This is a genomic window from Acinetobacter piscicola (genome assembly GCF_015218165.1).
GTDB classification, from domain to species: domain Bacteria; phylum Pseudomonadota; class Gammaproteobacteria; order Pseudomonadales; family Moraxellaceae; genus Acinetobacter; species Acinetobacter piscicola_A.
On the sequence record NZ_CP048659.1, the window covers coordinates 3,456,151 to 3,480,356 of the forward strand.

The following is a 24,206-nucleotide window of genomic DNA, read 5'->3' on the forward strand; positions in this document are numbered from 1 at the left end:
CTTACATCCAAAACATTTGATAAGCAAGACGACAAATTAAGATACTGACCAAAATCAAAAATAAAATACGGATAAAACCACTACCATATTTTAATGCCATTTTCACGCCGACCAATGAACCACAAACATTCGCAACAGCCATCATCAAACCCAACTGAAACAGGACATGTCCTGTCGGAATAAAAAAACTTAAAGCTGCAAAATTGGTCATAAAGTTCCCGATTTTCGACAATGCTGAAGCATGTAAAAAATCGACTTTTAAATAACGAATAAAGTAGAAAATAAAAAAACTACCCGTACCTGGACCAAAAATACCATCATAAAAACCAATCAACAAACCACCTATGCCTGCAAGAATCAAAACTTTCCGTGTGATCTCTTGCTGGATATGCACCTGCCCAAATTGCTTTTTAACCAAAGTATAAATGGCGATTACAATCAGCATAAACAGAACAAATGGGCGTAAAATGTCTTGTGGAATCATGGATACACAAGCCGCACCACCAAAGGCACTGATAAAAGCCGTGATCGCAATCACAGCCAATAATTTCCACTGAATTTTAACCTGACGTAAATAAGAAAATGCCGCAGATGCTGTACCGCAAATAGAAGCCAGTTTATTGGTACCAAAGATCGTTGCTGTCGATGAATGTGGCAACGCACCCATCAAAGCAGGAATTTGAATCAAGCCTCCACCGCCGACTGCTGCATCAATCGCACCTGCACAAAAGGCAAAAAATACTAAACTCAGAATCAGTTCGAGTTCCATGGACGTTCCTTTTACATCGGGTGGATTACAAGTTCAAGACACGTTTGGGCACCAAACGTTTTTTCTCAGTAATTTCTGCCAAGCCTAAACATTTTTCCCCATCAAATACCACTGCGTGCGCTGCCGCAACATGATCAATATTACTTTCCATACCTCGACAAAAATATTCTGCACGCCCTTCAGGCACTTGCACTTTTGGAAAGTGGTCAATCGGTGCATACACAGGCAGCAACAAAGCTTCACGTTCTTGCTCAGTTAAACTTTCTAAATATTCAATGGTCCATTCAGCATTCAGTTCAAACTGCCCTGTTTGAATTCGATGTAAATAAGTTAAATGCCCATATGTACCCAATGCTTGCGCAATATCTTCACCTAAAACACGAATGTACGTTCCTTTTGAACACGTGACATCTAAAGTGATAGAATCTGCCGTAAAAGATAATAATTGAATATTTTCAATAACAATAGGACGTGCTTCACGTTCAATCTCAATCCCCTTACGTGCCAACTCATATAAAGGACGACCCTCTTTTTTCAATGCTGAATACATCGGAGGAACTTGGAGGAGATCACCTGTAAACTGTGTCAGTACCTTCTGAATTTGCGCTTGAGTCAGTTCAGGTACGGCTTGTTCAAGTAAGACTTCACCTTCGACATCACCTGTAGTTGTACTATGACCTAAATGAATAGTGGTCTGATAACGTTTAGTTGAGTCGAGTAAAAAATGAGAAAATTTAGTTGCCTCACCTAAACAAATGGGCAATAGTCCAGAAGCAAGTGGGTCTAATGCACCCGTATGCCCTCCCTTTTCTGCACGAAATAACCATCGTACACGTTGTAAAGCAGCATTTGAGCTAATACCAAGTGGTTTATTTAATAAAAAAACGCCACTAATGGGACGACGCTGGATTTTGGGTGATTTGACAGACATAACAAGGGGATCAAAATAATGTGTCACTATTCTAACAAATCCATTTATCTATTTTTATAAATTTGCATTGTACAAATTCAAATCCCATATTAGATTATTTTTCAACCATAAAAATAATATTGATGAAAAGGATTTAAAATGAAGCGCGTACACAAAAGTATATTAGGGATGTGTGCAGTATGCACCGTCCTCATTATTTTTTGGCTCAAACCTCAAAATCAGCCAATAGATACTACAGCATTTCATCACTTTTCTGCCTCTAATATGGGACAAGTACCATCTCACATAGTGAATTCAAATAAAGATATAGCATCATTTTCAAGTCCAAGCCAACAAGATACCCAAATCAACTGTCAAATTCGCACTGATACCGCACATCAGCTCATCGTCAATGAACAAACAAAAAATTGCTTTGAATACTTTTTAACACAATTAGGTGAAAAAAATCTAAACACCATCAAAAGTGATTTTTTTAAATTTACCGAAGTCACTTATCAAAACCCTTTACGTGCTCAACTCAATGAACTTTGGACACGATATCTGCGATATAGAGAGCAACTTGGACAACTTCAGTCCGCGAAAACATCAAAAGACAGCGTTAATTATTATCAAGAGATCCAACAAAACATCCAGCACTTAAGAAAAAATATTTTCTCCAATCAAGAAATGGTTGGCTTGTTTGGTCAACAAGACCTCTATGATCAATACACCGTACAACGCATGGCGATCATGGAAAATCAACAGCTTTCAGCTATAGAAAAAGCCTCTCAAATCAATCAGCTCTTTCAACAACTGCCAAGAGATTGGCAAGAAAATTTAAAACAACTAAATCAACTTGCAGACCTACACCAACTTACTGCTGAAATAAAAGCACATCATGGCTCTGATGCAGAACTACACCAAATGCGAGTTAATCTAGTGGGAATTGAAGCAACACAACGGCTAGAAGATTTAGATATTCAACACAATAATTGGCAAAATAAAGTCAATAGTTACCTCACAGAACGCGATCAGATTATCAAAAGTTCAATGCCTTACGAGACTCAAAGTCATGCAATAATTCAATTAAAAAATCAATATTTTCAAAATCCCCAAGAAAAATTACGCCTTCAAACATTTGAAACCGTTCACGATCAAGGAGGCAAGTTACCCTTTACTCAGTAAAAAATAATTCATCTTGCGTTAAAAACAAAAATAAGGTTTAAAAGGACAATCCAATGAAATTAAAAACATTATTCGTCGGGTTATTGACTTCATTGTGTATCAATCAAGTCAATGCAACTGCTGGGCTTCAAAAAGCCAATACGCTCTATACGATAGACAATTATGCGCAAACCAAATATCCGCTTGTTTTTGTACATGGCATGTTTGGTTTCAATCGATTAGGCAATGCTGTCTTTGGTCTAGATTATTGGTATCAAATTTTACCTGATCTGGCTCGCCATAATGCAACTGCTTATGCTGCTCAAGTTTCTCCTTTAGAGTCAACCGAAGTACGTGGAGAACAACTTCTCACCCAAGTAGAAGAAGTGCTCGCACTCACAGGACAGTCTAAAGTGAACCTGATTGGACATAGTCATGGTGGTCCTACGGCTCGTTATATTGCTGGTGTACGCCCTGACCTTGTTGCCTCTGTAAGCTCTGTCGCGGGTACAAACGATGGCTCACCTGTAGCAGACTTAGTACAAAATACACCTGTACTCAATGGTGTGCTGGCTATCGTGATGGATGCACTCATGACACCTGTTATTAACTTTGCACAGCAATCCAATCTACCCTCAAATTTTAAAGCCTCTATTTACAGCATGTCTCAACCAGGTGTTCAAGCATTTAACCATAAATTTCCACTAGGTTTACCTAGCACGAAATGTGCCGATGGTCCTCAAAAAGCCAATGGTATTGCTTTTTATTCATGGACAGGAATCTCTAACGCCACGAATCCACTTGATCCTGACACATTATTAACAGCTATGGGTCCAATCGCATTCAATGGTCAAGCCAATGATGGTTTAGTTAGTGTATGTAGCAGTAAACTTGGCAAAACGATCCGAGATAATTACCAATGGAATCATTTTGATGAAGTTAACCAAGTACTTGGACTTAAAGGATTATTTGCACCAGACCCTGTAGATATCTTTCGCCAACATGCAAACCGTTTGAAATTACAAGGCTTATAAAATGCCATAAGCAAAATACATCCATAAAAAAATGCGCCACAAGGCGCATTTTTTAGTCACGTAAAACGTATTATTTCGCTTTACGAGCTGGCAATTTTTCACGAATACGTGCAGCTTTACCAGACAATTCACGTAGGTAGTAAAGTTTAGCACGACGAACGTCACCACGACGTTTCACTTCGATACCAGCAACGATTGGTGAATGAGTTTGGAAAACACGCTCAACACCAACACCGCTAGAAATTTTACGTACTGTGAACGCAGAGTTCAAACCACGGTTTTTCTTAGCGATTACAACACCTTCAAATGCTTGAAGACGTTCACGATCACCCTCTTTTACTTTTACTTGAACAACAACTGTGTCACCAGGTGCAAAAGCAGGGATGTCTTGTTTAAGCTGAGCATTTTCTACAGCTTGTACTAAAGGATGCTTACCGCTCATGGGGTATCTCCAATATGTGTGGGTCAGAAGAGGTCTGAATTCCACAGGGGCTAGAGGCTAAGGCGCATAGACCCGTTTAGCTTTCCCTTCATGCTTGACCGCTTCAATGCATAAAGAGCCTATTAATGACTCTAAACAAAATGCTTAGAGCAAATCTGCTTAAACAAATGAACTAATTCTTTTGTTCTTGCGAATCTTTTAGCCATTTTTTTTGCTGCTTGGTCAATTCCACTTTTTCAACCAATTCAGGTCGACGTTCAAGTGTTCGTTGATAACGCTGCAAAAACCGCCATTTTTCAATATTTGCATGATGCCCAGATTTAAGTACTGTAGGCACATCCAAACCTTCAAAATGATCTGGCTTGGTATATTGTGGGCAGTCTAAAAGACCATCCACAAATGAATCTTGCACATGGGATTGCTCATCGGACATGGCACCCGGAAGTCTCCGAATAATACTGTCCAATAAAACCATCGCAGGGAGTTCACCACCCGATAAAACGTAATCACCAATCGACCATTCCTGATCAACATAAGTTTGGATCAAACGCTCATCAACCCCTTCATAACGTCCACACAACACAATCAATCCGTCATAATCGACAAATTTTTGTACTGCATTTTCATTCAAGGTTTTTCCTTGTGGTGACATATACACCACAGGAACGTTCACTGCACCCGCTTGTATTGCAAGTTGTTTGGCACGATGGATTGCTTTTGCCAACGGCTCAGCCATCATCACCATACCAGGACCACCACCAAATGGACGTTCATCCACTCGCTTGTAGTTGCCCTCAGCAAATTCACGTGGATTGATACAATGAACTTGGATCAAATCACGTTTTTCTGCACGTCCGCTAATACCGTAGGCTGTAATCGCTTCAAACATTTCAGGAAAAAGCGTAATGACTGCAAAAAACATCGCAGACTCCTCTATTTTCCTACTGCGTTTATCCTTTCGGATTAATAATCTACGCCCCAATTTACGTAGATACGACCAGCTTCGAGATCAACACGCTGTACTACATCTTTATGCCATGGAATCATGCGCTCTTCACCATCAATGCTATTTGGTGTTGCACGAACAACCATCACATCATTGGCGCCTGTTTCAAACAGTTCATGGATTTGACCGAGATTCACTTCTTGTTCTTCATCGTCTAGACCTAACACGGTTAAGCCTTTCAAATCTGACCAATAATACTCGTCCACGCCCGCTTGAGGCAGTTGAGACTTTGAAATCCAAACATTTGCGCCAACTAAATTATCCGCTGCGGTACGATCAATTACACCTTTGAGCGAAACAACTAAGCCTTTGCCATGTGGTTTCCAACGTTTTACATCAACCATTTGCCAACCTGCTTTGGTTTCAATGTACCAAGGCAGATAGTCAAAAATATTGCTCATGGGTTCTGTATTGGAATAGACCCAGAGCCACCCATTTAATCCATATGCTGAACGTAGCTGTCCAATCTGAATACGATCTTCGGGCACATTCTGTGTTGGTGTCATGGGCAATCTACTACTTAATTTTCAAAAATTATGCAGCAGCTGCAGCTTTCTTAGCTTGAGCAGCTAAAGAAGCAACACGTTCAGAAGGTTGCGCACCTTGTGAAACCCAATGTGCAAAACGGTCAGCGTCTAAACGAAGTTTTTCTGCTTTACCTTGAGCTGTAGGGTTAAAGAAACCAATACGTTCGATGAAACGACCATCACGTGCATTACGGCTATCAGTCACAATGATTTGATAGAATGGACGTTTTTTAGCACCACCGCGTGCAAGACGAATAACAACCATGATAGAACCTTATAGTTTTTACGGATTATCCGTGTTTCGACCATCGAAACATTTCAAACCCCTTTCATAGAGGGCGGTATTTTACGTTAAATTTACTGCGAAATAAAGATCAATTTCTGTTTATCCACAGTTTTGAATTTAACCTCCTATTTGCCATCCCAGTCTGTGCTACTTGATGGAGTACAAGAGGTGCCTTTCGTCCAACATTTTTCTCCATCACTGGTTAAAACAATATCGCCATTATTTTGCATCAATGTTCCGCTTATGGGTTGCGCTGTTAAAATCCATGTCGCAGCTGTTGTTTGTAAATCTAACTCATATAATGCTTCACCATGATTTGGTATTAAATTTCCGCCATACATTTGACTTATCGTTGCATTGGTATAATGACCATTTGTTATTTTATATTGACTGAGCATATGTGCTATAGCCATCATTTCAGCTTGGGCATCCGTTCTATTCACTTTCACTTTATAATGAATATAAGAGGGATAAGCAATTGCAGCCAAAATAGCAATAACAGCAACGACGATCATGAGTTCAATTAAAGTAAATCCTGTTTTTCTCACCCTTACCACTCCTCAAAACCTGCATCACCACACGAGTCATAGTCCATATTTTTCTGTGTGATATTTTTACAATGTACACCTGCACTGGTTAATAATAATGAGTAATTCGCAGGATCTTGGCTTATGGCTTTAATTGACCAGCCTTGCCCACTTGAAGACGAGTCTGTCAACAGTGGATTTCCAGTCATACTATCGACCAAAGTAATCGTATATTTTGAGTTTAAATTTAAAGTTTGTGATGACACATCAAATACAGAGTTACTTGGGTACAGATAATTGGCATTAAACCCTTTAAAACTAAAATTCCGAGCCTTATAACGCTCTAATTGCTCTGCAATTTTCTGCATTTCTTGTTGCGCTTGAGCAACATTGGCTCGCCCTTGGATTCTCAAATGAAGTGCAACAGAGATTAAATTATTGGAAGGAAGCAAGATGAGCTAGCATTTTGCTTCCGACCGACCAAAGTCAAAGTTGCATCATGAACTATACTCATCTTACTCAAGAAGAAAGATATCAGATTTCCACATTGTTACGTGAAGGTTTTTCTAAACGTTATATCGCCTGGAGGCTAAATCGTTCACCTTCCACTATTTCTAGAGAAATAGCACGCAATCGAGCAAGGAATGGTTATTTCGCTCAACATGCCCATAAATTAGCTTGCAGACGGCATTGTCCTAATCCTAAAAGAATCTCTCGAGAGGTTTGGGCACAAGTTATGGCTTACCTTGAACTTCAGTGGAGCCCCGAACAGATTGCTTCTCATGTTTCAGTCAGCCTGCATTCCATATACAGGTTTATACAGCAGGATAAAAGCAGAGGTGGTGTGCTCTTCCGCAACTTACGTTTCAGAAATCAAAGAAAGAGAAAATATGGCTCCATTGAGACTCGTGGCCAACTGACAAACCGCAAAAGCATTCACGATCGACCTGCTGAGATTGAGCAGCGCTCCCGTTTCGGTGATTTGGAAATAGATACGATTGTTGGCAAGAATCACCAACAATCCCTGGTTTCAATTGTAGATCGGAAGACAGGTTATCTTTGGCTGAAAAAGTGCAGCACGCGCAAGGCTGAGGAAGTTTGCCAGGCTACGATCAGATTATTGGAACCGATCAAAGCACACCTAAAAACAATTACCGCGGACAATGGTAAAGAATTCAGCCTGCATGAGTATGCTGCTCAGGAATTAGATATAGATTGGTATTTCGCTGATCCCTATAGCGCCTGGCAGCGTGGAACAAATGAAAATACGAATGGATTGATCAGACAATATATTAGAAAAGGCAGTGACTTGAATGACTATACGGATGCATATATTGCAGAAATTACTCAACGCTTGAATCATCGTCCAAGAAAAAGACTCGGCTTTAAAAGTCCGAGTCAGGTATTATGGCAACAACATGGTGTTGCACTTCAAATGCTAATCTAAGTTTATAGAAGATTACTTTATTTATCTATCTTCCCATTGATTACTACAAGTTGTAGCTGGAACAGGATTACCTTTATTATCAATTGTTGCTGTGACATTGGCATTATCGTTATTTTTATACCAACATTTTACACCTGCTGAATTTAAAGAAATAGCTCCTGTACCTTTTTGTCTTCCTGTGGCTATTGGTCTTGCAACCAATAACCATGATTGTAGATTCGCCTGTGCATTAGTAAAAGCAACACCAGACATATCTGTTAAAGTTAATTGATAATATGGATTATTAAGAGGATATGTGGCGCCACCCAATTGAGTTAAATTAGCCCCAAAGAAACTATGATTCACCAACCGATAAGTTTCCAAATTTTGTGCAACATTCATAATATGGGTTTGCACATCTACCCTATTCCCTCTTTTAACATATTCTGAATAATTAGGAATCGCTATCGCAGCCAAAATAGCGACTACAGCGACTATAATCATCAGCTCCAATAATGTAAAACCAATTTGCTTACCAATCTTCACTTCCATCTGCTATTGCCCCACAATCTGTAAATGTTACTTTAGACGCCACCTTATTTTTACACCTAAGCCCCTGATTATTAAATAAATATGTGAAATTTTTCACATCTTGTGGAACAGCTTTCATTACCCATGCAGAACCATCTGTGGCTAAATTGGTGGTCGCTGTTGCTTGAACAGTAATTGTATATTTAAGTGGATCTCCAACATTTATTGAAATAGGGGTATACAATCTGTAGCTAAAATTTCTAGATTTATAACGTTCCAAATCCTGGGCTATGCGTTGCATTTCCGCCTCAGCCAATGAAGCATTGCTTCTGAGTATGTATTGCTGATAACTTGGGTAAGCAATTGCAGCAAGTACTGCAATCATAACGACCACAATCATCAACTCAATAAGTGTAAAACCATTTTTTAAATTCATTTTTCACCTATTTAGCATACCAATTCATTGGTTTTGTTTGGGCGATACATTTCCATTCGCCCGTACCTTGAAGATTATCTGCCAACTGTAAACCACCACAATTTCCATCTGAATCTTTTGGTGCAAATGTACTTCCTAAAATCCCCTGCCCGACAGGTGGGCTAACAGTCTCGCCAGAGACCTTATCTGAGTCTCGTCCTGGACGATAACCTGTTTTATTTTCTACAGTATTGTTAAGTGTTACATTCGTACCAGTTCCTGTTATACAGACACCAAATGGCAAACAATAATATTGACGGTAAGTTTCTCCAATAACTCGAACCTGACATGGATCTGGATTTGGATTAATAATTTCGCTTTCTGGATCATAAACTGTCGCGACCAAAGTGTTAGCTATCGCAATTAATGGTTCAAAAGCTTTAATCCCACCTAATTGTCGATAACTATTATTTGCTCTTTCTGTGCCTTGCGAATTACTCGATAAAGAACGATACCAACCATAACGAGTTGCTGTCGTTACCGTAGCCACATAAGGAATGAGTTGATTCTTTAATGTAGAAAAACTACTATTTCGAACAATAACTTGAGGATTTTGTATAAGACTTGCTAAAGTCAAATCTTTAATCGCCAATGCATAATCAGTTGCATAATTTGTATTTAAATCTTTTTTCAGAGCATCCGTATCCATAATGGCATAAATATTATTTGCCAATTGACCCGTTAATGCCGTAGGTAATGATGAGGGACGTGCACGCCCTAAAGGTGCAACATCTAATGGTGAACTACGATCACCAGATGCAGCCGTCATTAATACAAACCTTTTCCCTTGCTCACGATGCATGGTTAATGTAGGTGCTTCGTAAAAACGTGGATTATTACCATTCGTAATATTTGTACCTGCTGCATTTGTCGCTAAATTTGCAACTTTAACAACACGTACACCAAAACTTTCATTATTTGATGTTTTATTTTTATTATTTAAATCAACACGGAAAACTTGCCCTCCAAGATCTCCAAAATATAAATGATCTACTAAGCCATCAGCATCTGTATCTAATGTAGAGATATCACTTACAATACTATGTTTCATATCTGCATTATTTTTATCCGCATTCGTATTACTCACCCAGAATAAGCGGTCTCCTGTTTCAGCATCAACAACATAAACTGCATTACCTTTTGCCTCTGTTCTGTTTGAACATTGTGCTTGGAAAGTCGGACTTTTTGATGCATCTGCTGTGTAATCTGTACCAAGTTTAAATCGTGGATCTTCATAACATGTGTCATAACCACCACTAATAAACATAACTCGCTTAATCACACCATTAATTCGAATATTCCCTAGTACCGGTTTCGACCAAGATTGCCCCATACGACTATATGCCGATTGATCAGCACTAATTCTAAATAAAAACTTCGGTGAAGTTTTTGTCGTAATATCTAGGCCGTAGTAACTACTACCACCCATACGTAAACCGCCATACACATACATTTTCTCAGCAACAATCTTTGTTACAGCGGTATCCCCTGAACCCACCTGCTCATATTTATATGTTGGATCAGCGACCCAAGCCGCATCTGTGCCTGCTGCAACACCGACTGTAGATGTTTCATCCTTTTTCAAAGCTAAAGATTGTACTGGGTCAGATAAAATATCCGATGGAATAAATGCAAATTGTTCCGCTCCAGTATCTGCATCTACTAAATGTAGCCCCCCCTCCATTGTTCCAAATAAGATTGATTGACTACGTGCAGACTGTAATTCGCCATCACTATTTAATACCCCTGCATAAGTGACTTGCACGGGTAGTGAATGAGAAATCCCTCCTAAGCTATTCCATTCTTTTCCTTGTTCTTGCAAAGGCACAGTGGTTAAATCTGTTGGTAAAGCAGTATCATTTAAATCAATTTTAAAACCTAAATAGTTAAGTATTTTACGTTTTAATAAATTAGTAAATTTTGAGGTTACTGCATTTTCATTTAGATTTGTTATTGTCGTTGCTAAAGTAGAGTTTGCCACTTCTGGTAAACGCAATAAATTAGCCCCTTTAGATAATTGGGAAGTTAAATTATCATTCGTATCTAATTTAAAATTGGTATAAAGATTACGTACTTGAGTTGGTGCACTAACAATCGGCATTGGGATGTTTTTATAAGCACCACCTTTATAGACACTTCCTCCTTCATCAGCACCTACATTTCCCCAAAGATCATTAATCCCTGTATTAAACTTACCTTTATTATCTAATACTAATGAAGAGGTGGTGGATGTACCTTCAGCTAAAGCACCATTCACAATATCATATTTTTTTAAATTCCCAGCCCACAATACATCTGTGCTACCTGGTCTTGGTTGAAATGCTCGAACATAACCATACGATGTAACTCCCGTTGGATTTAAATCATCAATAGGTACAGACCAAGCACCTGTCGTTAATGGCTCAATTGTTCCTGTATCTAAATTATTTAAAGCAGCCAATACACTATTTGTAACATCTACAGCATCTTTTGCTTGGAAAAATCCACCATTACCAAAACCAGTCATACTATTCCGAAATATTGTATTTGGTTTTTCGGTTTTATCCTTATTATAGAATGAACAATCATCACCCTCTTTAGCTGAACCAAGCTGACATGCATTACGTGTGTCTACTGACAAACTAGAAGACATCGCTCCTTCAAATTCTTTACCAAAACCAACGAAAGCTGTCTGTATCGGGCGCTGCTTAGGATTAGTTTCTGCATATAGGCTTCTTGCAAAAGCCCCCATACACTTCCAACCACTCCCCGAATGACTATTCATTAAACCATTAGAGACGTCGCATGAAAAAGAGCTTTGATTTAAGGCTTTTGCCATAATATTGGCAGAGTTAGTATCACTTGTATTATTTGGCTGCCCATCAGATAAAATATATACCCCTTGCCCATCACAAGTTGCAGCAGTCGTAGGTAAGGGACTGCTATAAGCTGTTCTCCCTAAATTTTTTGCTGTATCAGTGGATTTAGAAAAGCCACTATTATTACCAACATTTGTACTTACTGTTGTTGTGCCTAACAAATAAGCTGCTGCTTCAGCATAGGCATGTGAAGTCGGTGTGGACCATCCTGCAGACAACGCAGCAATCGCTTTTTTTAGATCCTTACGATGAGCTGAATTAACAGCACCTAAGGGTTTTGCTGGTACTTTAATAACTCCGGATACACTATCTTCCGCAGAGTAATAACCCAAGCCAATATAGGCTTTTTCCAATTTGGCATCTGTACTATTTAAAAGCGCAAACATGCCATCTTTTAAACGAGATAATCGATCATAATAAAATTTGGGGTTATTACGCTGTTTACAGTAAACTCGTGTATAAGAAATATCACTAAACACGCTATCTGTTACTGTCTCTGTACTATATTTTGTCCTCCCATAAACCCCAGAACTACATGTTTGATAAGTAAAAATATCTGGATAATCTGCAACAATTGAATGGTTTGCTGAGTTATCTGCAAGAACACCCATACTCCCTGAACGATCTAGCATCATAATTAATGTTTTTTGACCTGCTGTACCAGGGCCTGCATAAATTTGTAAATCTGATGCTTGCAATAAAGATGGTACGGCAACCAGGATGCTACCACTCATCATTACTTTTAATAGGTAACTTAGATATGTTTTTTTCATTTCCATTCTCCACCTTCCGGCTAGTGAGAAAATCTATTTAATTAAAATATGCTTTATTCAGGTTTAGAAACTTCGATGAGCGTATTTGCCAATACAAATTCTTGCGTTTGCGATACCACCGGAATTCCATAATCAGATATACAATCTTTTAAAGTTCGTAATGATGGATGTTCAGTATTATCATTTAATCTTGGTTTAGATGTACTTAAACACTCACTTTGGACTGTGCTTATAGAAGCAGTTGAATATGCAGGTAACATCGAAGTTGTAGTAATCCTTACACGTTGACTACCTGTAATTTGTGCACCTAAATGAGCTGCTCCACTTGCATTAGTTCCTTCGGGTAAATATTCACCTTTCTCTGTCTCACCGGCACTCTCTGTAATCAATGAAATTGCAACTTGAGTCACAACACCTGTTCTTGCGCTCCCAAAATCGGCATTCAGATCACAAAAACTACTATTTGTACCAGAAATTAAACGCATAACATCACTTGTAATGGCTGTTCCCGTCGTACTATAGGGTGAGATTTGCGCAACATTATTAATAGGGGCAAAATTTTTCTGTGATTGTGGACGATAACAAAATATATATTCTCGATCGGGCAAACTATTATTAATCGCTAAACCCACTACATTATCCAAACGTCGCAATACCACAGGTGACTTATTACGCATAATATATAAGGGTAAATCGGATGACTGAGTAAGTAGCTGACGTACTTGACTATTGCTTGCAATTCGCAAACTTGTTATAGAATATTTTACTGCTAATGCACCGATTCCAGTGACTAAAAGTAAAATAATCATAATTGTAATCAGTGTCATACCGTTTTGTTGTGCTAATGATTGGGTAGTTCTCATAGTTTATCTCCCAAAGCATTACGCAAAGCTATTGTAGTGACATATACATTGCGTACAAATTTATTCGTTACACCTTTTGTAGTTGGTGTATTTAAAGTGACGGCTCTTCCGAAAATTTCATATGTCGATAGCGTAATGGGTGCTGTTCTCACTTCATTTTGTGAGCGAATTAGCACTGCCATTTTAATCATTTCAATCGAAGGTACTTCCTGAGCAGGTTGTGCATTTCTTGCTGCTGCGGCTGCTGCTATATATTCATCTACTGTATAATAACGATAATTATTACCTGTACGTGCACCCAATAGAAAACCAAAATAATCTACATTAGGAATAATAATTTCACCTATGTTAGTCGTCCCAAACCCTGTCAAAAACGTCGGGTTTGCATTTGGAATATCTAATGGAGTATTGGCTACACAGGCTAAACCTAAGCTTGTAATATTTGTATCATGATCCGTTTTATTATTTTCTTGACGTAAGAAGTATCTCTGTACAACTCTATCGCCTTTGCGAACATTCTCACCTACGCAATTTTGCATATCTGTTGGTGCAACAAATTGTATTGTTAATTGATCACTCGCAAGACTTACATTACTTAAACCACTAGATCTCGTGACAATTGTATTTGCAAAAGCAGTTGTCGCATTTGCATTACCTATAGCCAAATTAATATTGGTTTGTGTGGGCAAACCTGTTGTAAAAACAACTCCCCCTTTTACAGTTTGATCATTTAAGTTTCGATTTTCGACATTACCATAATTCGCCAACCTCACATGATTTGCTATATATTCGAGACCAAAAATTCCCCCATCCTGAACTTGTGCTACACTTTGTTGTAAACGAGAATTTTTCAAACTGTTTAAAAAAATAGCTAAACCAGCAGCTACAATTAATAAGCCTAGTGCAATAGCAACCATCAACTCAACTAATGTGAAACCTTTTTGTTTTTTAATTATCATTTTTAATAGCTCTCCATCATCAAGCAGTTTGAAGAAGCAACATAAACACCTGTATTACTCATACAGCTAGTCACATTTAAATTTGCTGCAGTTCCAGTCAGTGTCGTATCTTTCCAAACACTAAAAATACATAAACGTCTATCTGCAACAGGTGTATTTGTAGCAATTCCTGGACAAGTTGCTATACCTAAACTCAACCCCTGTATAGCCGCTTGTCGTGCTATGGCATAGGACTCAAAAGTTGAAAGTTGTGCAGGAGTACAAACCGTAGTATTGCAATTTACTGTCGCTGTCGGTTTTGAAGATGCCAAAAGATAAGTATTTACATCAGTCACATAATTTGCTTTAGCTGTATTATTTACACGAATACTTTCAGAGAGTGACTGCATTAAATGCACAGCTTGTGTTTTAAAAACAGAATCTTGAGAAGCTTCAATAGCTCTGACTTGTAAAGCAACAAAACCCAGAACTGCAATAACCAAAATAACCAAAGCAACTATTACTTCTATTAATCCAACACCTTTTTGTATTTGTAAATTCATCAACATGTCCCCTCAGCCAACGTAGTAATAGAGCCCATACGAGTAAGCTGTAAACGCCTAGAAATACCTAAATCTGCATGACAAATAGAAAAAGACATCGTGGTCTGATTAAAGTTTTTTACACCTCCAGTTGGCTCAAAAACAATATTCGTTACACTCCCACTTTCTAAAGAAACTTCGCTTATATTAGAATTCCAATTCAGTAAAGTAGCTGTATTAGCATCATTAGAATTGAGTTTTAACTCAACATCTTGTCGTATATTCACTGCCTGACTTCTTGCATCAGTTATTGCAAGTGAAAGCTCTCTAAAGGCTGTATCTAATTGTCGTTGCTTAATTGTATTCACAAAAGATGGCATAGCCAGTGCAGCAATAATCGCTAAAACAGCAAGCGTAACCATAAGCTCTATTAAGGTGAATCCCCTGTTTTTTTGCATTCTTCCTTCACCGACAAAACTTTATTATTATCTATATTTTAATAACAATTTATACAAAACCAATACATAGTAGACAAATGGCACAAAAAAACCGATAACTGTTTAATAATTATCGGCAATAAAGGTGAGTTAAATTCTAAGCCTGTGTAACTTGAATTCTTAATTCTTTAGGTAAACTAAACGTAATATTTTCTTCACGCCCATCTAATTCTTGTGGTGCTTCTGCGCCCCAGTCCTGTAAACGTTGAATAACCTGCTTAATTAAAATTTCTGGTGCCGATGCGCCTGCCGTCACACCAATTTTCTCAATGCCAGCAAACCATTCTTTTTTTAATTCATCTGCATTGTCAACTAAATACGCATGTTTCCCCATACGTTGTGCCAACTCACGTAAACGGTTAGAGTTGGATGAGTTTGGTGAACCCACCACAAGTACAACATCACATTGCTGTGCCAAATCTCGAACAGCATCTTGACGATTTTGTGTGGCATAACAAATGTCGTCTTTGCGTGGCCCTTGAATATTGGGGAATTTTCCACGCAATGCGTCAATTACTTTTGCTGTATCGTCAATGGATAAAGTCGTTTGAGTAACAAATGCAACTTTATTCGGATTTTCTACCTGTAGAGACTCAACGTCGTCTTCATCTTCAACCAGATAAATATGTCCACCATTTTTGGTGTCATATTGTCCCATTGTGCCTTCAACCTCAGGATGTCCTTCATGACCAATCAGAATCGCTTCCGTACCTTCACGTGCGTACTTGGTCACTTCAATATGAACCTTGGTAACTAAGGGACAGGTTGCATCAAAGACTTTTAAGCCACGGCGCTCAGCTTCTTGTTGTACAGCCTTAGATACCCCATGTGCACTAAAAATAACAATATTATTATCAGGGACTTCATCAAGCTCATCAACAAAGATTGCGCCTCGCTGACGCAAGTCATCCACCACAAATTTGTTATGTACCACTTCATGACGGACATAAATCGGCGGGTTAAAACATTCAAGTGCACGATTGACGATCGCAATTGCACGGTCTACACCTGCACAAAAACCACGTGGATTGGCCAATACAATTTTCATAACACCCTCAAGGCTCACTCAAAGTTTCAATAAAATTTATTCAGAAAATGACAAACAATATTCAAAAGCTATTTTGTTTGTGCGCACTCTACTCTAAAATAGAGAAGATATTTTATCATATCAGGAAAAATATCATGTCGGGTCTATTGTTTGTCGTTTCTGCTGCATCAGGAACAGGCAAAACATCTCTCGTGAAAGCCCTGCTTGAGCGTGTAAGTAATTTGCACGTTTCTGTTTCTCACACTACACGTGGTCAACGTGTGGGTGAACTCGAAGGCGTTCATTACCATTTCACCAGTAAAGAAATTTTTCTTGAGCAGGTCAATCAAGGCGGTTTCATCGAATATGCTGAAGTTTTTGGTAATTATTATGGTACGTCTCAAGCGACTGTACGAGAACAATTGACCAAAGAACATGATGTTTTACTTGAAATTGATTGGCAAGGCGCTGAGCAAGTTCGTAAACTTTTTCCTGAATCAAAACAAATTTTTATTCTCCCTCCCACTCAATTTGATTTACGTCAACGCTTGTCAAATCGTGGCACAGACTCGGTAGAAGTGATTGAGCATCGCTTAAGCTGCGCCGTAGAAGATATGCAACAATATGTCAATTTTGATTATATTATTATCAATGATGACTTTAATAAAGCACTGCATGACCTTGAATCTGTGATCAATGCCAATCGCCTTAAACTCAGTCAACAAGCAAATCGTCATCAAGCTTTAATTGAGAAATTAATTACACCTGAACCTAAATGAGTGTGTGATTAAACTTGAGTATAAAGTTAAAGCATTTTATACTTAACAGTCTATTTAAAAATTTACATTCATACGAGAACTCTTATGGCACGCGTAACCGTTGAAGATTGTTTAGACCATGTAGACAACCGCTTTGAGCTTGTACTAGTGGCAAGCAAACGCGCGCGTCAATTGGCACGTCAAGGCATTGAACCAACTTTAGAGTGGGACAATGACAAACCGACTGTTGTTGCTTTACGTGAAATTGCAGCAGGACATGTAACCAAAGACATTTTGAAACAACGTGATCAAGACTATCAAACCTCAAGTCTTGACCTTGCACTTTCAGTGAATAACTTAAACTTAGAAGGCTTTTCTTTCCAATAAGTTGAGCTTTCTAAAAAAGCCTAGTATTTACTAGGCTTTTTTATTGCAATTTATTTAGATAAGTAATCGACAAAATTCAAAATATTTGTTAAAAAAAATAAAGGTTTTTATTTTTTAAAATTGACAACTCATTCAATATGCTTTTCATTAAAGCATTGACGAAATATCCCTTGATTTTGTAATACGGAAATAGGTGTTCTATGCCAGGCCAAGTGGTCAGCCAAGCCAAGCAACAGCTCAATATTATTATCGACGCTTATTTAAAACCAAGCGAAGTCGAGCAAGTGCTTACGGCATGCGATTATGCAGACATCGCACATGATGGTGTGACTCGCAAAAGTGGTGAACCCTATATTCTTCATCCGATTGCGGTCAGTTGTATTTTGGCACACATGCGCATGGATGCAGAGACATTAATGGCAGCACTCTTACATGACGTCATTGAAGATACAGATTTTAGCAAAGAGGATATTGCAGAAAAATTTGGTCGTGTTGTTGCTGAACTCGTAGATGGTGTGACCAAACTCAGCCATTCAAGTGATAAAGAATACAATAAAGCAGCTTCTTTCCGAAAAATATTGCAAGCCACCTTACAAGACCCACGTGTCATTATTATTAAATTAGCAGACCGTTATCATAATATGACGACGTTAGGTTCATTACGCCCAGATAAACGTGCACGTATTGCTCAAGAAACTTTTGATGTATTTGTACCCATGGCACGTCTTGTTGGTATGAATGAGATGGCGGATAACTTAGAACATTTGTGTTATCAAAATCTTGATCTTGACATGTATAATGATGTGCAAGCATCACTCCTTACAACTAAGCCTGAACGCTGTAAATATCAAACCACATGGGAACAAAATCTAGCAGACTTATTGCATACCTATAGCATTCAAGGTCGGATCAAAAAGAAAAATAATAATATTGAATTACTTCGTCACTTTGTTAAAAATGAAATTGATTTACAAGAACTAACACATAGTCATGCCTTTGAAATTATTTTACAAAGTATTGCCGATTGTGACCGCTTGGTTGAAGCATTACGTGAAAATTTCCAAGTATTACATTACGAAGATCATATTCGTTATCCACTCCCAGGTGGAAATCAGTCGTTAATGCTACGCTTAAAAGGTGAAAAAACCACCTTATCACTGACCATTCAAACGGAGCTCATGCGTAAAGCTGCACGTTTCGGCGTGGTATTAGGCGAAAATGCACCGCAAGCGTGTCGTTCAGCCATTCAAGCTTCCATGAAAAATTTAAATATTTTGGTGGATGGGGATTGTGCCAAAACAACCTTTAATGACTTATTAGATTATTTACATCAAGAAAAAATTTGGGTCTATACACCCCATGGTCAATTGCATGAACTACCACAAGGTGCAACAGCAGTGGATTTCGCCTATTCTGCCAGTTTGTTTTTAGGCAACCATGCCGTAGGTGCAAAAATTAATGGTGAGATTAAACCGCTTTCTACACCACTACAAAGCGGTCAAGTCATTGAAGTCATCACCGATGTATTAGCAACACCTAATCCAGATTGGCTTAGTTTTATCAATACACAAAAAGCACGCCGTGCAATTCAACATATTTTAAAAGATCAGGATATTGAAGAACAACGTCTTGTCGGTCAGCAAGCACTAAATCGCGCATTAAAACTATTTAATCTTTCTGTTAAAGATCTCGCTGAGTCTGATTGGATCGATTTATTACAATGGCGACATGTCAGTAGTAAAGAAGCCCTATATGAGCAAATCGCAGTGGGCGACTTACTACCACAACTGGTGGCCAACCATCTCTTTGCCCAAGATCAAGAAGATAACGCCGCGTCTGAGCGCCTCATTCAAGGCACGGAAGGTGTCGATGTTAAATATGCACATTGCTGCAATCCTGTACTCGGCGACCCAATTCAAGGGCATATTTCACGCCGTGGTTTGATTGTGCATCGTTCACGTTGTCATAACCTACTGCACGAGCAACATTTACATCCTGAAAATATCATGCCATTGCACTGGAACTCTGAAACCGAAGATGACATCAACTTTAGTGCTTATTTAAGTATAGATTTAATTTTAAATGACGAACAAATTTCAGAATTGATTTATTTATGTCGAAAACTCAAAACTGGCGTTGAATCTGTACAAAGTCGAGATGAAAAAACTTTTGTCAATATTGTTGTTAAAGACCGCAAACAAATTGCACAAATTATTCGTGAAATTCGAATGTTGTTTGGCTTCCCACGGGTCACACGTTTAGCCATGCCGCTCGCAAGCCCACAAGTTTCTAAAGCGTGTTAATCAGATAAACCGATATACCTTTCGAGAATATCATTCATCCGATATGATGGATTGAATTGAAAAATAGGAGAAATTGATGTCCCGCCAAGTGATTCATACTGAAAATGCCCCTGCTGCGATCGGTACTTACTCTCAAGCCATTCTTGTTGGCAACACACTTTATCTCTCAGGTCAAATTGGTTTAGATCCATACAGCATGGAACTCGTAGAAGGTATTGAAGCGCAAATTCGCCGTGTATTTGATAACTTAAAAGCTGTTTGTGAAGCTGCGGGCGGTTCTCTTGCAGACATCGCAAAACTCAATATTTTCTTAACTGATTTGTCTCATTTCCAATTGGTCAATCAAATTATGGGTGAATATTTTGCACAACCTTATCCAGCACGTGCTGCACTCGGTGTTGCAAGCCTGCCTAAAAATGCTTTGGTTGAGATGGACGGCATTGTGATTATTGAAAAATAATTTATAGAAATATCAAAAATTTAAATTCAAATTAAGGTGGTGTTTCAAAAAGTATGCTGAAACAAAGCAGGTTGAATTTTGATAAAATAGAGAAATGCGAATAACTCTAGAAATCAAATGTCCAACCTGCCTCAGTGACAGTATAAAGAAAAATGGCATCAAAGTAGATGGGAAACAAAACTATCAGTGCAAAGACTGTAAACGTCAGTTTATTGGTGACCATGCTCTGAGCTATCTAGGATGTCATTCAGGCATTACTCGAAAAATATTACAGTTGATGGTCAGAGGTAGTGGTATACGAGATATCGCTGAAGTTGAGCGAATCAGTATCGGTAAAGTTTTACGTACTTTAACCGAATCGACCTACCAAATTCAGCCTAAACAAAGTCATTATGAGTCTCTTGAAGTTGATGAGTTTTGGACTTTTGTGGGAAATAAAAATAATAAACAATGGCTTATTTACGCCTACCATCGAGAAACAGGTGAGATTGTTGCTTATGTTTGGGGTAAAAGAGACTTAGCTACAGTTCAACGATTGAAGGCAAAGCTTAAACAATTAGGTATTCACTACACCCGAATTGCAAGTGATCATTGGGACAGTTTCATAACTGCTTTTAAAAACTGCAAGCAAAGTATTGGTAAATTTTTTACTGTAGGTATTGAAGGTAATAATTGCAAAATAAGGCATCGAATTAGGCGCGGTTTTAGAAGGAGTTGTAATTTTTCAAAAAAGATTGAAAACCATTTTAAAGCTTTCGACTTAACCTTTTTTTACATCAATAATGGCTTCATTTAATGTCAGCATACTTTTTGAAACACCACCCAAATTAAAATACCACCGATCAAGTGGTATTTTTTTATCCAAAAACTCAATGAACAAAATATCGATATTTAAATGAATTTCATTGACAAACGATAATAATTATCAATAATATCAATTATCGCATTTAAACCTGTGGTTGATTCTCATGTACGTTTGCTTATGTCGTGGTATTACCGATCAAGATATTAAAGATGCCATGGCAAATGGTGCTGAAAGCTATCGTGAAGTTCGTGAATTATTGGACTTAGGGACATGCTGTGGGCGTTGTGCACCTGAAGCAAAAAGTATTATTAATGAAGAATTAGCCTTAATTGCTGCACGAATTTCTGTCGCTGCTTAACCGCTTTTTTGATATTTAAATAACCATAATAATCCCTCTATGATCAGTCATGATCATCTTCCTCCCCCGCTTCGACTCAAAGCGGGTTTCTTTTTAATTCTTTTTGATCTTATTTTAAATACAAACCCAATCATTTTTATGACCCTTAAGCCTGAGTGAAATCTTCATCTTCCATGATTTTGATTGCGATTTTCATTTGCTGTTCTATAAAGAGCTCGAAACTGTGTGCAATTTTGATTACTATAAAACAATGGATTGCCTTAAAAATATTTTGAGGCACAGATTTAAAATGGAGCATTCACCATGAAAGGCAATCGTGACGTTATCAATCAACTGAATCAAGTGCTTTATCACCATTTAACCGCAATTAACCAATACTTTTTACATTCACGTATGTTTAATGATTGGGGCATTGAGCAATTAGGTTCAGCAGAATATAAAGAATCTATTCGCCAAATGAAACATGCAGACAAAGTCATTGAACGCATTTTATTTTTGGAAGGTTTACCTAATTTGCAACATTTGGGTAAATTGTACATCGGGCAACATACACTAGAAGTACTGAATTGCGACATTCGCAAAGTCAAAGAAAATATTCAAGCACTACAAAAAACTGTCGCGCTTGCTGAAGAACATCTTGACTATGTGACACGTGATTTAGTCCAAGAAATTCTAGAGAAAGAAGAAGAATATTGGGATTGGCTGACCACCCAAATTGATCTCAGCGACAATGTGGGTATCGAAAATTATATTCAAAGCCAACTCTAAGCATGAGCTAAATAAAAAAACCCTTTGTAGATACAAAGGGTTTTTTTATGACTATTTTTCAGCTTTTGGCAATAAATCCTGATAACTGTGATTATCTCGATGCAATTGAGCCAAAATCCAAAGTTGATGTTCTGCTTCAGCTTTTTTACCATTAAATGCAAGGATTTGTGCATATTTTAATAGGTCATATTTAGAAGCCAGATTTGCCACCATACGATCAATGTGTTGCAACTGCTCATCCGACATTTTGGTCAATGGATCTAAACCAATCCACCAGACCCGCTCCTCAAACTGTGATAACAACCAAATCGGTTGATCCATCACGGTTTGCTGTGCAGCTGTCAGGGGCTTTTTAAGATTGATAAATACGCTCTGCTGACGATATAACAGATAATCCCGATACACTACAGCACATAAGGAAAGACCGATTAATACTAAACTCAGCGTAACGGCAGGTTTTAAATTTTTACTTGGTAAATATGGATATTGTGCTTGAATAATGCCCAACAAAAAGCCCATTGGTAATAAGAAATAAGCATAATGAATCGGATACTCCAACAAAGCATGGATCAAAATCGCACAAACCATGAGTGTTGCTGTCAAAGAAATCGGATCTTTAATGCCTTTATTGAGCCAATACAACCAACCGACAACATATAAAATAATCACAGCACCTAAGGGAATGCCATTCCAAATCAACAAGTCTAAAATGACATTATGCGCTGTCTTATACCATTCATGTGACGGATAAAGATCAAATGCAGCAATCTGTGCCATGCCTGTTTGATTCCAACCATAACCCAACCAAGGCTGTTGCTGAATTGCCACCCACGCTTGTGACCACATATCAAGTCGTAAATAACCTGAAGATGCACGCTCGACAGCAGTTGCAGTATCCACAACTGTTTGCTGTGAAACAGTACTGATTAAAGCATTGAAATAAGGCAATAAACCAATTGCAGCAACAAAGATGCCTACCCAAAGCAATAATTTTGCAAAACTGAAACGTTTTGGCTGATTAAATTGTTTAATTGCTAAATAAATAAGAACAAATAAACACACTACCCAAGAGGTACGAGACTGTGTTAACGCAATCGTAAAGACTAAAATCAACGCAGATGGAATCAAAACGATATTTGAAATCAAGCGCTTTTCATAAAAATATAAACATGCGAAAACCCCCATCGTTAAAAAAGTCGCTAAGTTATTGGGCTGTGCAAAGTTGGCATAAGGACGGTTTCCTTTAAGGAAATTCATCAATGGCGCAAAATATGAATTAATACCTAACCACTGACAAATTGCGATTACACTTGAAAGGAGCGCTACAATTAAAATCACAATACTCAACGCTGTAAATGTTTTTTCTCGATGAAACTTGTCTAGTGATAAGTTATAGCCAACAACAATCATCAGCCAAAACATCAATAGATATGCTGTACATAGCAAAGCATTACTAAAATACAGAATGTGCCCAAAGCCATACTGCAACATCGGGATGCATAAAATCGGAAGTGCCAAAAGCTGTGGCTTTGGAATTTTTAGATCTTTTTTCAAAAACATACACAGTAATGTGATGCCTGATAAAAAAGTCAAAACTTCACTACCAAAAGTTGTCCATGGCAGTTTATGAAAAGGCAAGAGATATGCCAGTGCTAAAAATATTGCGGAGAATATAGGTAAAATTGCTTTCATTGAACAATGCGCAAAAAAAAACTGAGTGAATTATACACTCAGTTTTTCATTAATCTTTAGGTATTCGAGTCGAGCTGAAC

Annotated in this window: 27 protein-coding genes; 10 read left to right on the top strand and 17 right to left on the bottom strand. The window is 38.1% G+C overall.

Annotated elements, in window-relative coordinates:
* Position 1: 1 nt before the first annotated feature.
* Together G0028_RS17095 and truB are read right to left on the bottom strand one after the other, a co-directional pair.
* The gene (locus tag G0028_RS17095) at positions 2-769 is read right to left on the bottom strand and encodes a sulfite exporter TauE/SafE family protein (RefSeq protein WP_174493836.1); all 768 of its coding nucleotides are present in this window, start codon (positions 767-769) and stop codon (positions 2-4) included.
* Positions 770-794: 25 nt separating this feature from the next.
* Positions 795-1,700 (bottom strand): tRNA pseudouridine(55) synthase TruB, encoded by a 906-nt coding sequence (truB, locus tag G0028_RS17100; protein WP_180046327.1) that lies wholly within the window; start codon positions 1,698-1,700, stop codon positions 795-797.
* 138 nt (positions 1,701-1,838) lie between these two features.
* On the opposite strand from truB, the gene G0028_RS17105 reads away from it, so the two are divergent.
* Both G0028_RS17105 and G0028_RS17110 read left to right on the top strand, forming a co-directional pair.
* Positions 1,839-2,864 (top strand): lipase secretion chaperone, encoded by a 1,026-nt coding sequence (locus G0028_RS17105; RefSeq protein ID WP_180046329.1) that lies wholly within the window; start codon positions 1,839-1,841, stop codon positions 2,862-2,864.
* A gap of 53 nt (positions 2,865-2,917) precedes the next feature.
* Positions 2,918-3,877 carry a lipase family alpha/beta hydrolase gene (locus tag G0028_RS17110; RefSeq protein WP_180046331.1) on the top strand — a complete coding sequence of 320 codons (960 nt, stop codon included), beginning with the start codon at positions 2,918-2,920 and terminating at the stop codon, positions 3,875-3,877.
* Positions 3,878-3,947: 70 nt separating this feature from the next.
* Here G0028_RS17110 and rplS read toward each other — a convergent pair whose 3' ends face one another.
* The 6 genes from rplS to G0028_RS17140 all read right to left on the bottom strand — a co-directional run bounded on the left by rplS (position 3,948) and on the right by G0028_RS17140 (position 7,117).
* Positions 3,948-4,319, bottom strand: coding sequence for a 50S ribosomal protein L19 (rplS, locus tag G0028_RS17115; protein ID WP_174493840.1), 372 nt, complete (start codon positions 4,317-4,319; stop codon positions 3,948-3,950).
* A 172-nt stretch (positions 4,320-4,491) separates the two neighbouring features.
* On the bottom strand, positions 4,492-5,241 hold the full coding sequence (gene trmD / locus G0028_RS17120; protein WP_180046332.1) for a tRNA (guanosine(37)-N1)-methyltransferase TrmD: 750 nt from the start codon (positions 5,239-5,241) through the stop codon (positions 4,492-4,494).
* Between the two features lie 41 nt (positions 5,242-5,282).
* Entirely contained in the window at positions 5,283-5,831 is a 549-nt protein-coding gene (gene rimM / locus G0028_RS17125; protein ID WP_174493842.1) for a ribosome maturation factor RimM, read from the bottom strand.
* Positions 5,832-5,859: 28 nt separating this feature from the next.
* The gene (gene rpsP, locus G0028_RS17130; RefSeq protein WP_004826436.1) at positions 5,860-6,117 is read right to left on the bottom strand and encodes a 30S ribosomal protein S16; all 258 of its coding nucleotides are present in this window, start codon (positions 6,115-6,117) and stop codon (positions 5,860-5,862) included.
* A 146-nt stretch (positions 6,118-6,263) separates the two neighbouring features.
* A complete protein-coding gene (locus G0028_RS17135; protein WP_218946327.1) occupies positions 6,264-6,653 on the bottom strand; it encodes a type IV pilin protein in 390 nt (129 codons plus the stop codon).
* A gap of 35 nt (positions 6,654-6,688) precedes the next feature.
* The gene (locus G0028_RS17140; RefSeq protein ID WP_227554747.1) at positions 6,689-7,117 is read right to left on the bottom strand and encodes a type IV pilin protein; all 429 of its coding nucleotides are present in this window, start codon (positions 7,115-7,117) and stop codon (positions 6,689-6,691) included.
* Between the two features lie 47 nt (positions 7,118-7,164).
* Here G0028_RS17140 and G0028_RS17145 point away from each other — a divergent pair, with 47 nt between their 5' ends.
* Complete coding sequence (locus tag G0028_RS17145) at positions 7,165-8,112, top strand: IS30 family transposase (protein ID WP_180048122.1); 948 nt, start codon at positions 7,165-7,167, stop codon at positions 8,110-8,112.
* A gap of 21 nt (positions 8,113-8,133) precedes the next feature.
* Here the strand turns inward: G0028_RS17145 and G0028_RS17150 are convergent, their stop codons facing one another.
* The 8 genes from G0028_RS17150 to ispH all read right to left on the bottom strand — a co-directional run bounded on the left by G0028_RS17150 (position 8,134) and on the right by ispH (position 16,616).
* The gene (locus tag G0028_RS17150; protein ID WP_218946376.1) at positions 8,134-8,643 is read right to left on the bottom strand and encodes a type IV pilin protein; all 510 of its coding nucleotides are present in this window, start codon (positions 8,641-8,643) and stop codon (positions 8,134-8,136) included.
* Complete coding sequence (locus G0028_RS17155; RefSeq protein WP_180047655.1) at positions 8,624-9,058, bottom strand: type IV pilin protein; 435 nt, start codon at positions 9,056-9,058, stop codon at positions 8,624-8,626. The genes G0028_RS17150 and G0028_RS17155 overlap by 20 nt, the downstream gene beginning before the upstream one ends.
* A gap of 7 nt (positions 9,059-9,065) precedes the next feature.
* Positions 9,066-12,728: a pilus assembly protein gene (locus tag G0028_RS17160; protein WP_218946377.1), complete on the bottom strand. Its 3,663-nt coding sequence runs from the start codon at positions 12,726-12,728 to the stop codon at positions 9,066-9,068.
* A gap of 53 nt (positions 12,729-12,781) precedes the next feature.
* A complete protein-coding gene (locus G0028_RS17165) occupies positions 12,782-13,591 on the bottom strand; it encodes a pilus assembly protein (RefSeq protein WP_180047653.1) in 810 nt (269 codons plus the stop codon).
* Complete coding sequence (locus G0028_RS17170) at positions 13,588-14,550, bottom strand: PilW family protein (protein ID WP_180047651.1); 963 nt, start codon at positions 14,548-14,550, stop codon at positions 13,588-13,590. Before G0028_RS17170 ends, G0028_RS17165 begins: the two co-directional genes overlap by 4 nt.
* A gap of 2 nt (positions 14,551-14,552) precedes the next feature.
* The gene (pilV, locus tag G0028_RS17175) at positions 14,553-15,092 is read right to left on the bottom strand and encodes a type IV pilus modification protein PilV (RefSeq protein ID WP_174493854.1); all 540 of its coding nucleotides are present in this window, start codon (positions 15,090-15,092) and stop codon (positions 14,553-14,555) included.
* Positions 15,092-15,529 carry a Tfp pilus assembly protein FimT/FimU gene (locus G0028_RS17180; protein WP_174493855.1) on the bottom strand — a complete coding sequence of 146 codons (438 nt, stop codon included), beginning with the start codon at positions 15,527-15,529 and terminating at the stop codon, positions 15,092-15,094. The genes pilV and G0028_RS17180 overlap by 1 nt, the downstream gene beginning before the upstream one ends.
* A gap of 136 nt (positions 15,530-15,665) precedes the next feature.
* Positions 15,666-16,616 (bottom strand): 4-hydroxy-3-methylbut-2-enyl diphosphate reductase, encoded by a 951-nt coding sequence (ispH, locus tag G0028_RS17185; RefSeq protein WP_180047649.1) that lies wholly within the window; start codon positions 16,614-16,616, stop codon positions 15,666-15,668.
* A gap of 134 nt (positions 16,617-16,750) precedes the next feature.
* Between ispH and gmk the strand changes: the two genes are divergently transcribed.
* The 7 genes from gmk (at position 16,751) to bfr (ending at position 22,434) form a co-directional block, all read left to right on the top strand.
* The gene (gene gmk / locus G0028_RS17190) at positions 16,751-17,374 is read left to right on the top strand and encodes a guanylate kinase (protein WP_180047647.1); all 624 of its coding nucleotides are present in this window, start codon (positions 16,751-16,753) and stop codon (positions 17,372-17,374) included.
* A gap of 84 nt (positions 17,375-17,458) precedes the next feature.
* Positions 17,459-17,740: a DNA-directed RNA polymerase subunit omega gene (rpoZ, locus tag G0028_RS17195; RefSeq protein ID WP_065993767.1), complete on the top strand. Its 282-nt coding sequence runs from the start codon at positions 17,459-17,461 to the stop codon at positions 17,738-17,740.
* Positions 17,741-17,940: 200 nt separating this feature from the next.
* Complete coding sequence (locus tag G0028_RS17200; RefSeq protein ID WP_174493857.1) at positions 17,941-20,043, top strand: RelA/SpoT family protein; 2,103 nt, start codon at positions 17,941-17,943, stop codon at positions 20,041-20,043.
* A gap of 76 nt (positions 20,044-20,119) precedes the next feature.
* On the top strand, positions 20,120-20,503 hold the full coding sequence (locus G0028_RS17205; protein ID WP_111859199.1) for a RidA family protein: 384 nt from the start codon (positions 20,120-20,122) through the stop codon (positions 20,501-20,503).
* Between the two features lie 94 nt (positions 20,504-20,597).
* On the top strand, positions 20,598-21,299 hold the full coding sequence (locus G0028_RS17210; RefSeq protein WP_015586042.1) for an IS1-like element ISPa14 family transposase: 702 nt from the start codon (positions 20,598-20,600) through the stop codon (positions 21,297-21,299).
* Between the two features lie 172 nt (positions 21,300-21,471).
* On the top strand, positions 21,472-21,666 hold the full coding sequence (locus G0028_RS17215; protein WP_130072231.1) for a bacterioferritin-associated ferredoxin: 195 nt from the start codon (positions 21,472-21,474) through the stop codon (positions 21,664-21,666).
* 303 nt (positions 21,667-21,969) lie between these two features.
* Complete coding sequence (gene bfr, locus G0028_RS17220; protein WP_130072232.1) at positions 21,970-22,434, top strand: heteropolymeric bacterioferritin subunit Bfr; 465 nt, start codon at positions 21,970-21,972, stop codon at positions 22,432-22,434.
* A 51-nt stretch (positions 22,435-22,485) separates the two neighbouring features.
* Here the strand turns inward: bfr and G0028_RS17225 are convergent, their stop codons facing one another.
* Positions 22,486-24,126, bottom strand: a complete 1,641-nt coding sequence (locus G0028_RS17225) for a PglL family O-oligosaccharyltransferase (RefSeq protein WP_180047970.1) — start codon at positions 24,124-24,126, stop codon at positions 22,486-22,488.
* Positions 24,127-24,206: the final 80 nt, after the last annotated feature.

Bases quoted from the DNA above. Each gene is read 5' to 3' on its own strand.
- G0028_RS17095 (WP_174493836.1), bottom strand. From the start codon at position 769: ATGGAACTCGAACTGATTCTGAGTTTAGTATTTTTTGCCTTTTGTGCA.
- truB (WP_180046327.1), bottom strand. From the start codon at position 1,700: ATGTCTGTCAAATCACCCAAAATCCAGCGTCGTCCCATTAGTGGCGTT.
- G0028_RS17105 (WP_180046329.1), top strand. From the start codon at position 1,839: ATGAAGCGCGTACACAAAAGTATATTAGGGATGTGTGCAGTATGCACC.
- G0028_RS17110 (WP_180046331.1), top strand. From the start codon at position 2,918: ATGAAATTAAAAACATTATTCGTCGGGTTATTGACTTCATTGTGTATC.
- rplS (WP_174493840.1), bottom strand. From the start codon at position 4,319: ATGAGCGGTAAGCATCCTTTAGTACAAGCTGTAGAAAATGCTCAGCTT.
- trmD (WP_180046332.1), bottom strand. From the start codon at position 5,241: ATGTTTTTTGCAGTCATTACGCTTTTTCCTGAAATGTTTGAAGCGATT.
- rimM (WP_174493842.1), bottom strand. From the start codon at position 5,831: ATGACACCAACACAGAATGTGCCCGAAGATCGTATTCAGATTGGACAG.
- rpsP (WP_004826436.1), bottom strand. From the start codon at position 6,117: ATGGTTGTTATTCGTCTTGCACGCGGTGGTGCTAAAAAACGTCCATTC.
- G0028_RS17135 (WP_218946327.1), bottom strand. From the start codon at position 6,653: ATGATCGTCGTTGCTGTTATTGCTATTTTGGCTGCAATTGCTTATCCC.
- G0028_RS17145 (WP_180048122.1), top strand. From the start codon at position 7,165: ATGAACTATACTCATCTTACTCAAGAAGAAAGATATCAGATTTCCACA.
- G0028_RS17150 (WP_218946376.1), bottom strand. From the start codon at position 8,643: ATGGAAGTGAAGATTGGTAAGCAAATTGGTTTTACATTATTGGAGCTG.
- G0028_RS17155 (WP_180047655.1), bottom strand. From the start codon at position 9,058: ATGAATTTAAAAAATGGTTTTACACTTATTGAGTTGATGATTGTGGTC.
- G0028_RS17160 (WP_218946377.1), bottom strand. From the start codon at position 12,728: ATGAAAAAAACATATCTAAGTTACCTATTAAAAGTAATGATGAGTGGT.
- G0028_RS17165 (WP_180047653.1), bottom strand. From the start codon at position 13,591: ATGAGAACTACCCAATCATTAGCACAACAAAACGGTATGACACTGATT.
- G0028_RS17170 (WP_180047651.1), bottom strand. From the start codon at position 14,550: ATGATAATTAAAAAACAAAAAGGTTTCACATTAGTTGAGTTGATGGTT.
- pilV (WP_174493854.1), bottom strand. From the start codon at position 15,092: ATGAATTTACAAATACAAAAAGGTGTTGGATTAATAGAAGTAATAGTT.
- G0028_RS17180 (WP_174493855.1), bottom strand. From the start codon at position 15,529: ATGCAAAAAAACAGGGGATTCACCTTAATAGAGCTTATGGTTACGCTT.
- ispH (WP_180047649.1), bottom strand. From the start codon at position 16,616: ATGAAAATTGTATTGGCCAATCCACGTGGTTTTTGTGCAGGTGTAGAC.
- gmk (WP_180047647.1), top strand. From the start codon at position 16,751: ATGTCGGGTCTATTGTTTGTCGTTTCTGCTGCATCAGGAACAGGCAAA.
- rpoZ (WP_065993767.1), top strand. From the start codon at position 17,459: ATGGCACGCGTAACCGTTGAAGATTGTTTAGACCATGTAGACAACCGC.
- G0028_RS17200 (WP_174493857.1), top strand. From the start codon at position 17,941: ATGCCAGGCCAAGTGGTCAGCCAAGCCAAGCAACAGCTCAATATTATT.
- G0028_RS17205 (WP_111859199.1), top strand. From the start codon at position 20,120: ATGTCCCGCCAAGTGATTCATACTGAAAATGCCCCTGCTGCGATCGGT.
- G0028_RS17210 (WP_015586042.1), top strand. From the start codon at position 20,598: ATGCGAATAACTCTAGAAATCAAATGTCCAACCTGCCTCAGTGACAGT.
- G0028_RS17215 (WP_130072231.1), top strand. From the start codon at position 21,472: ATGTACGTTTGCTTATGTCGTGGTATTACCGATCAAGATATTAAAGAT.
- bfr (WP_130072232.1), top strand. From the start codon at position 21,970: ATGAAAGGCAATCGTGACGTTATCAATCAACTGAATCAAGTGCTTTAT.
- G0028_RS17225 (WP_180047970.1), bottom strand. From the start codon at position 24,126: ATGAAAGCAATTTTACCTATATTCTCCGCAATATTTTTAGCACTGGCA.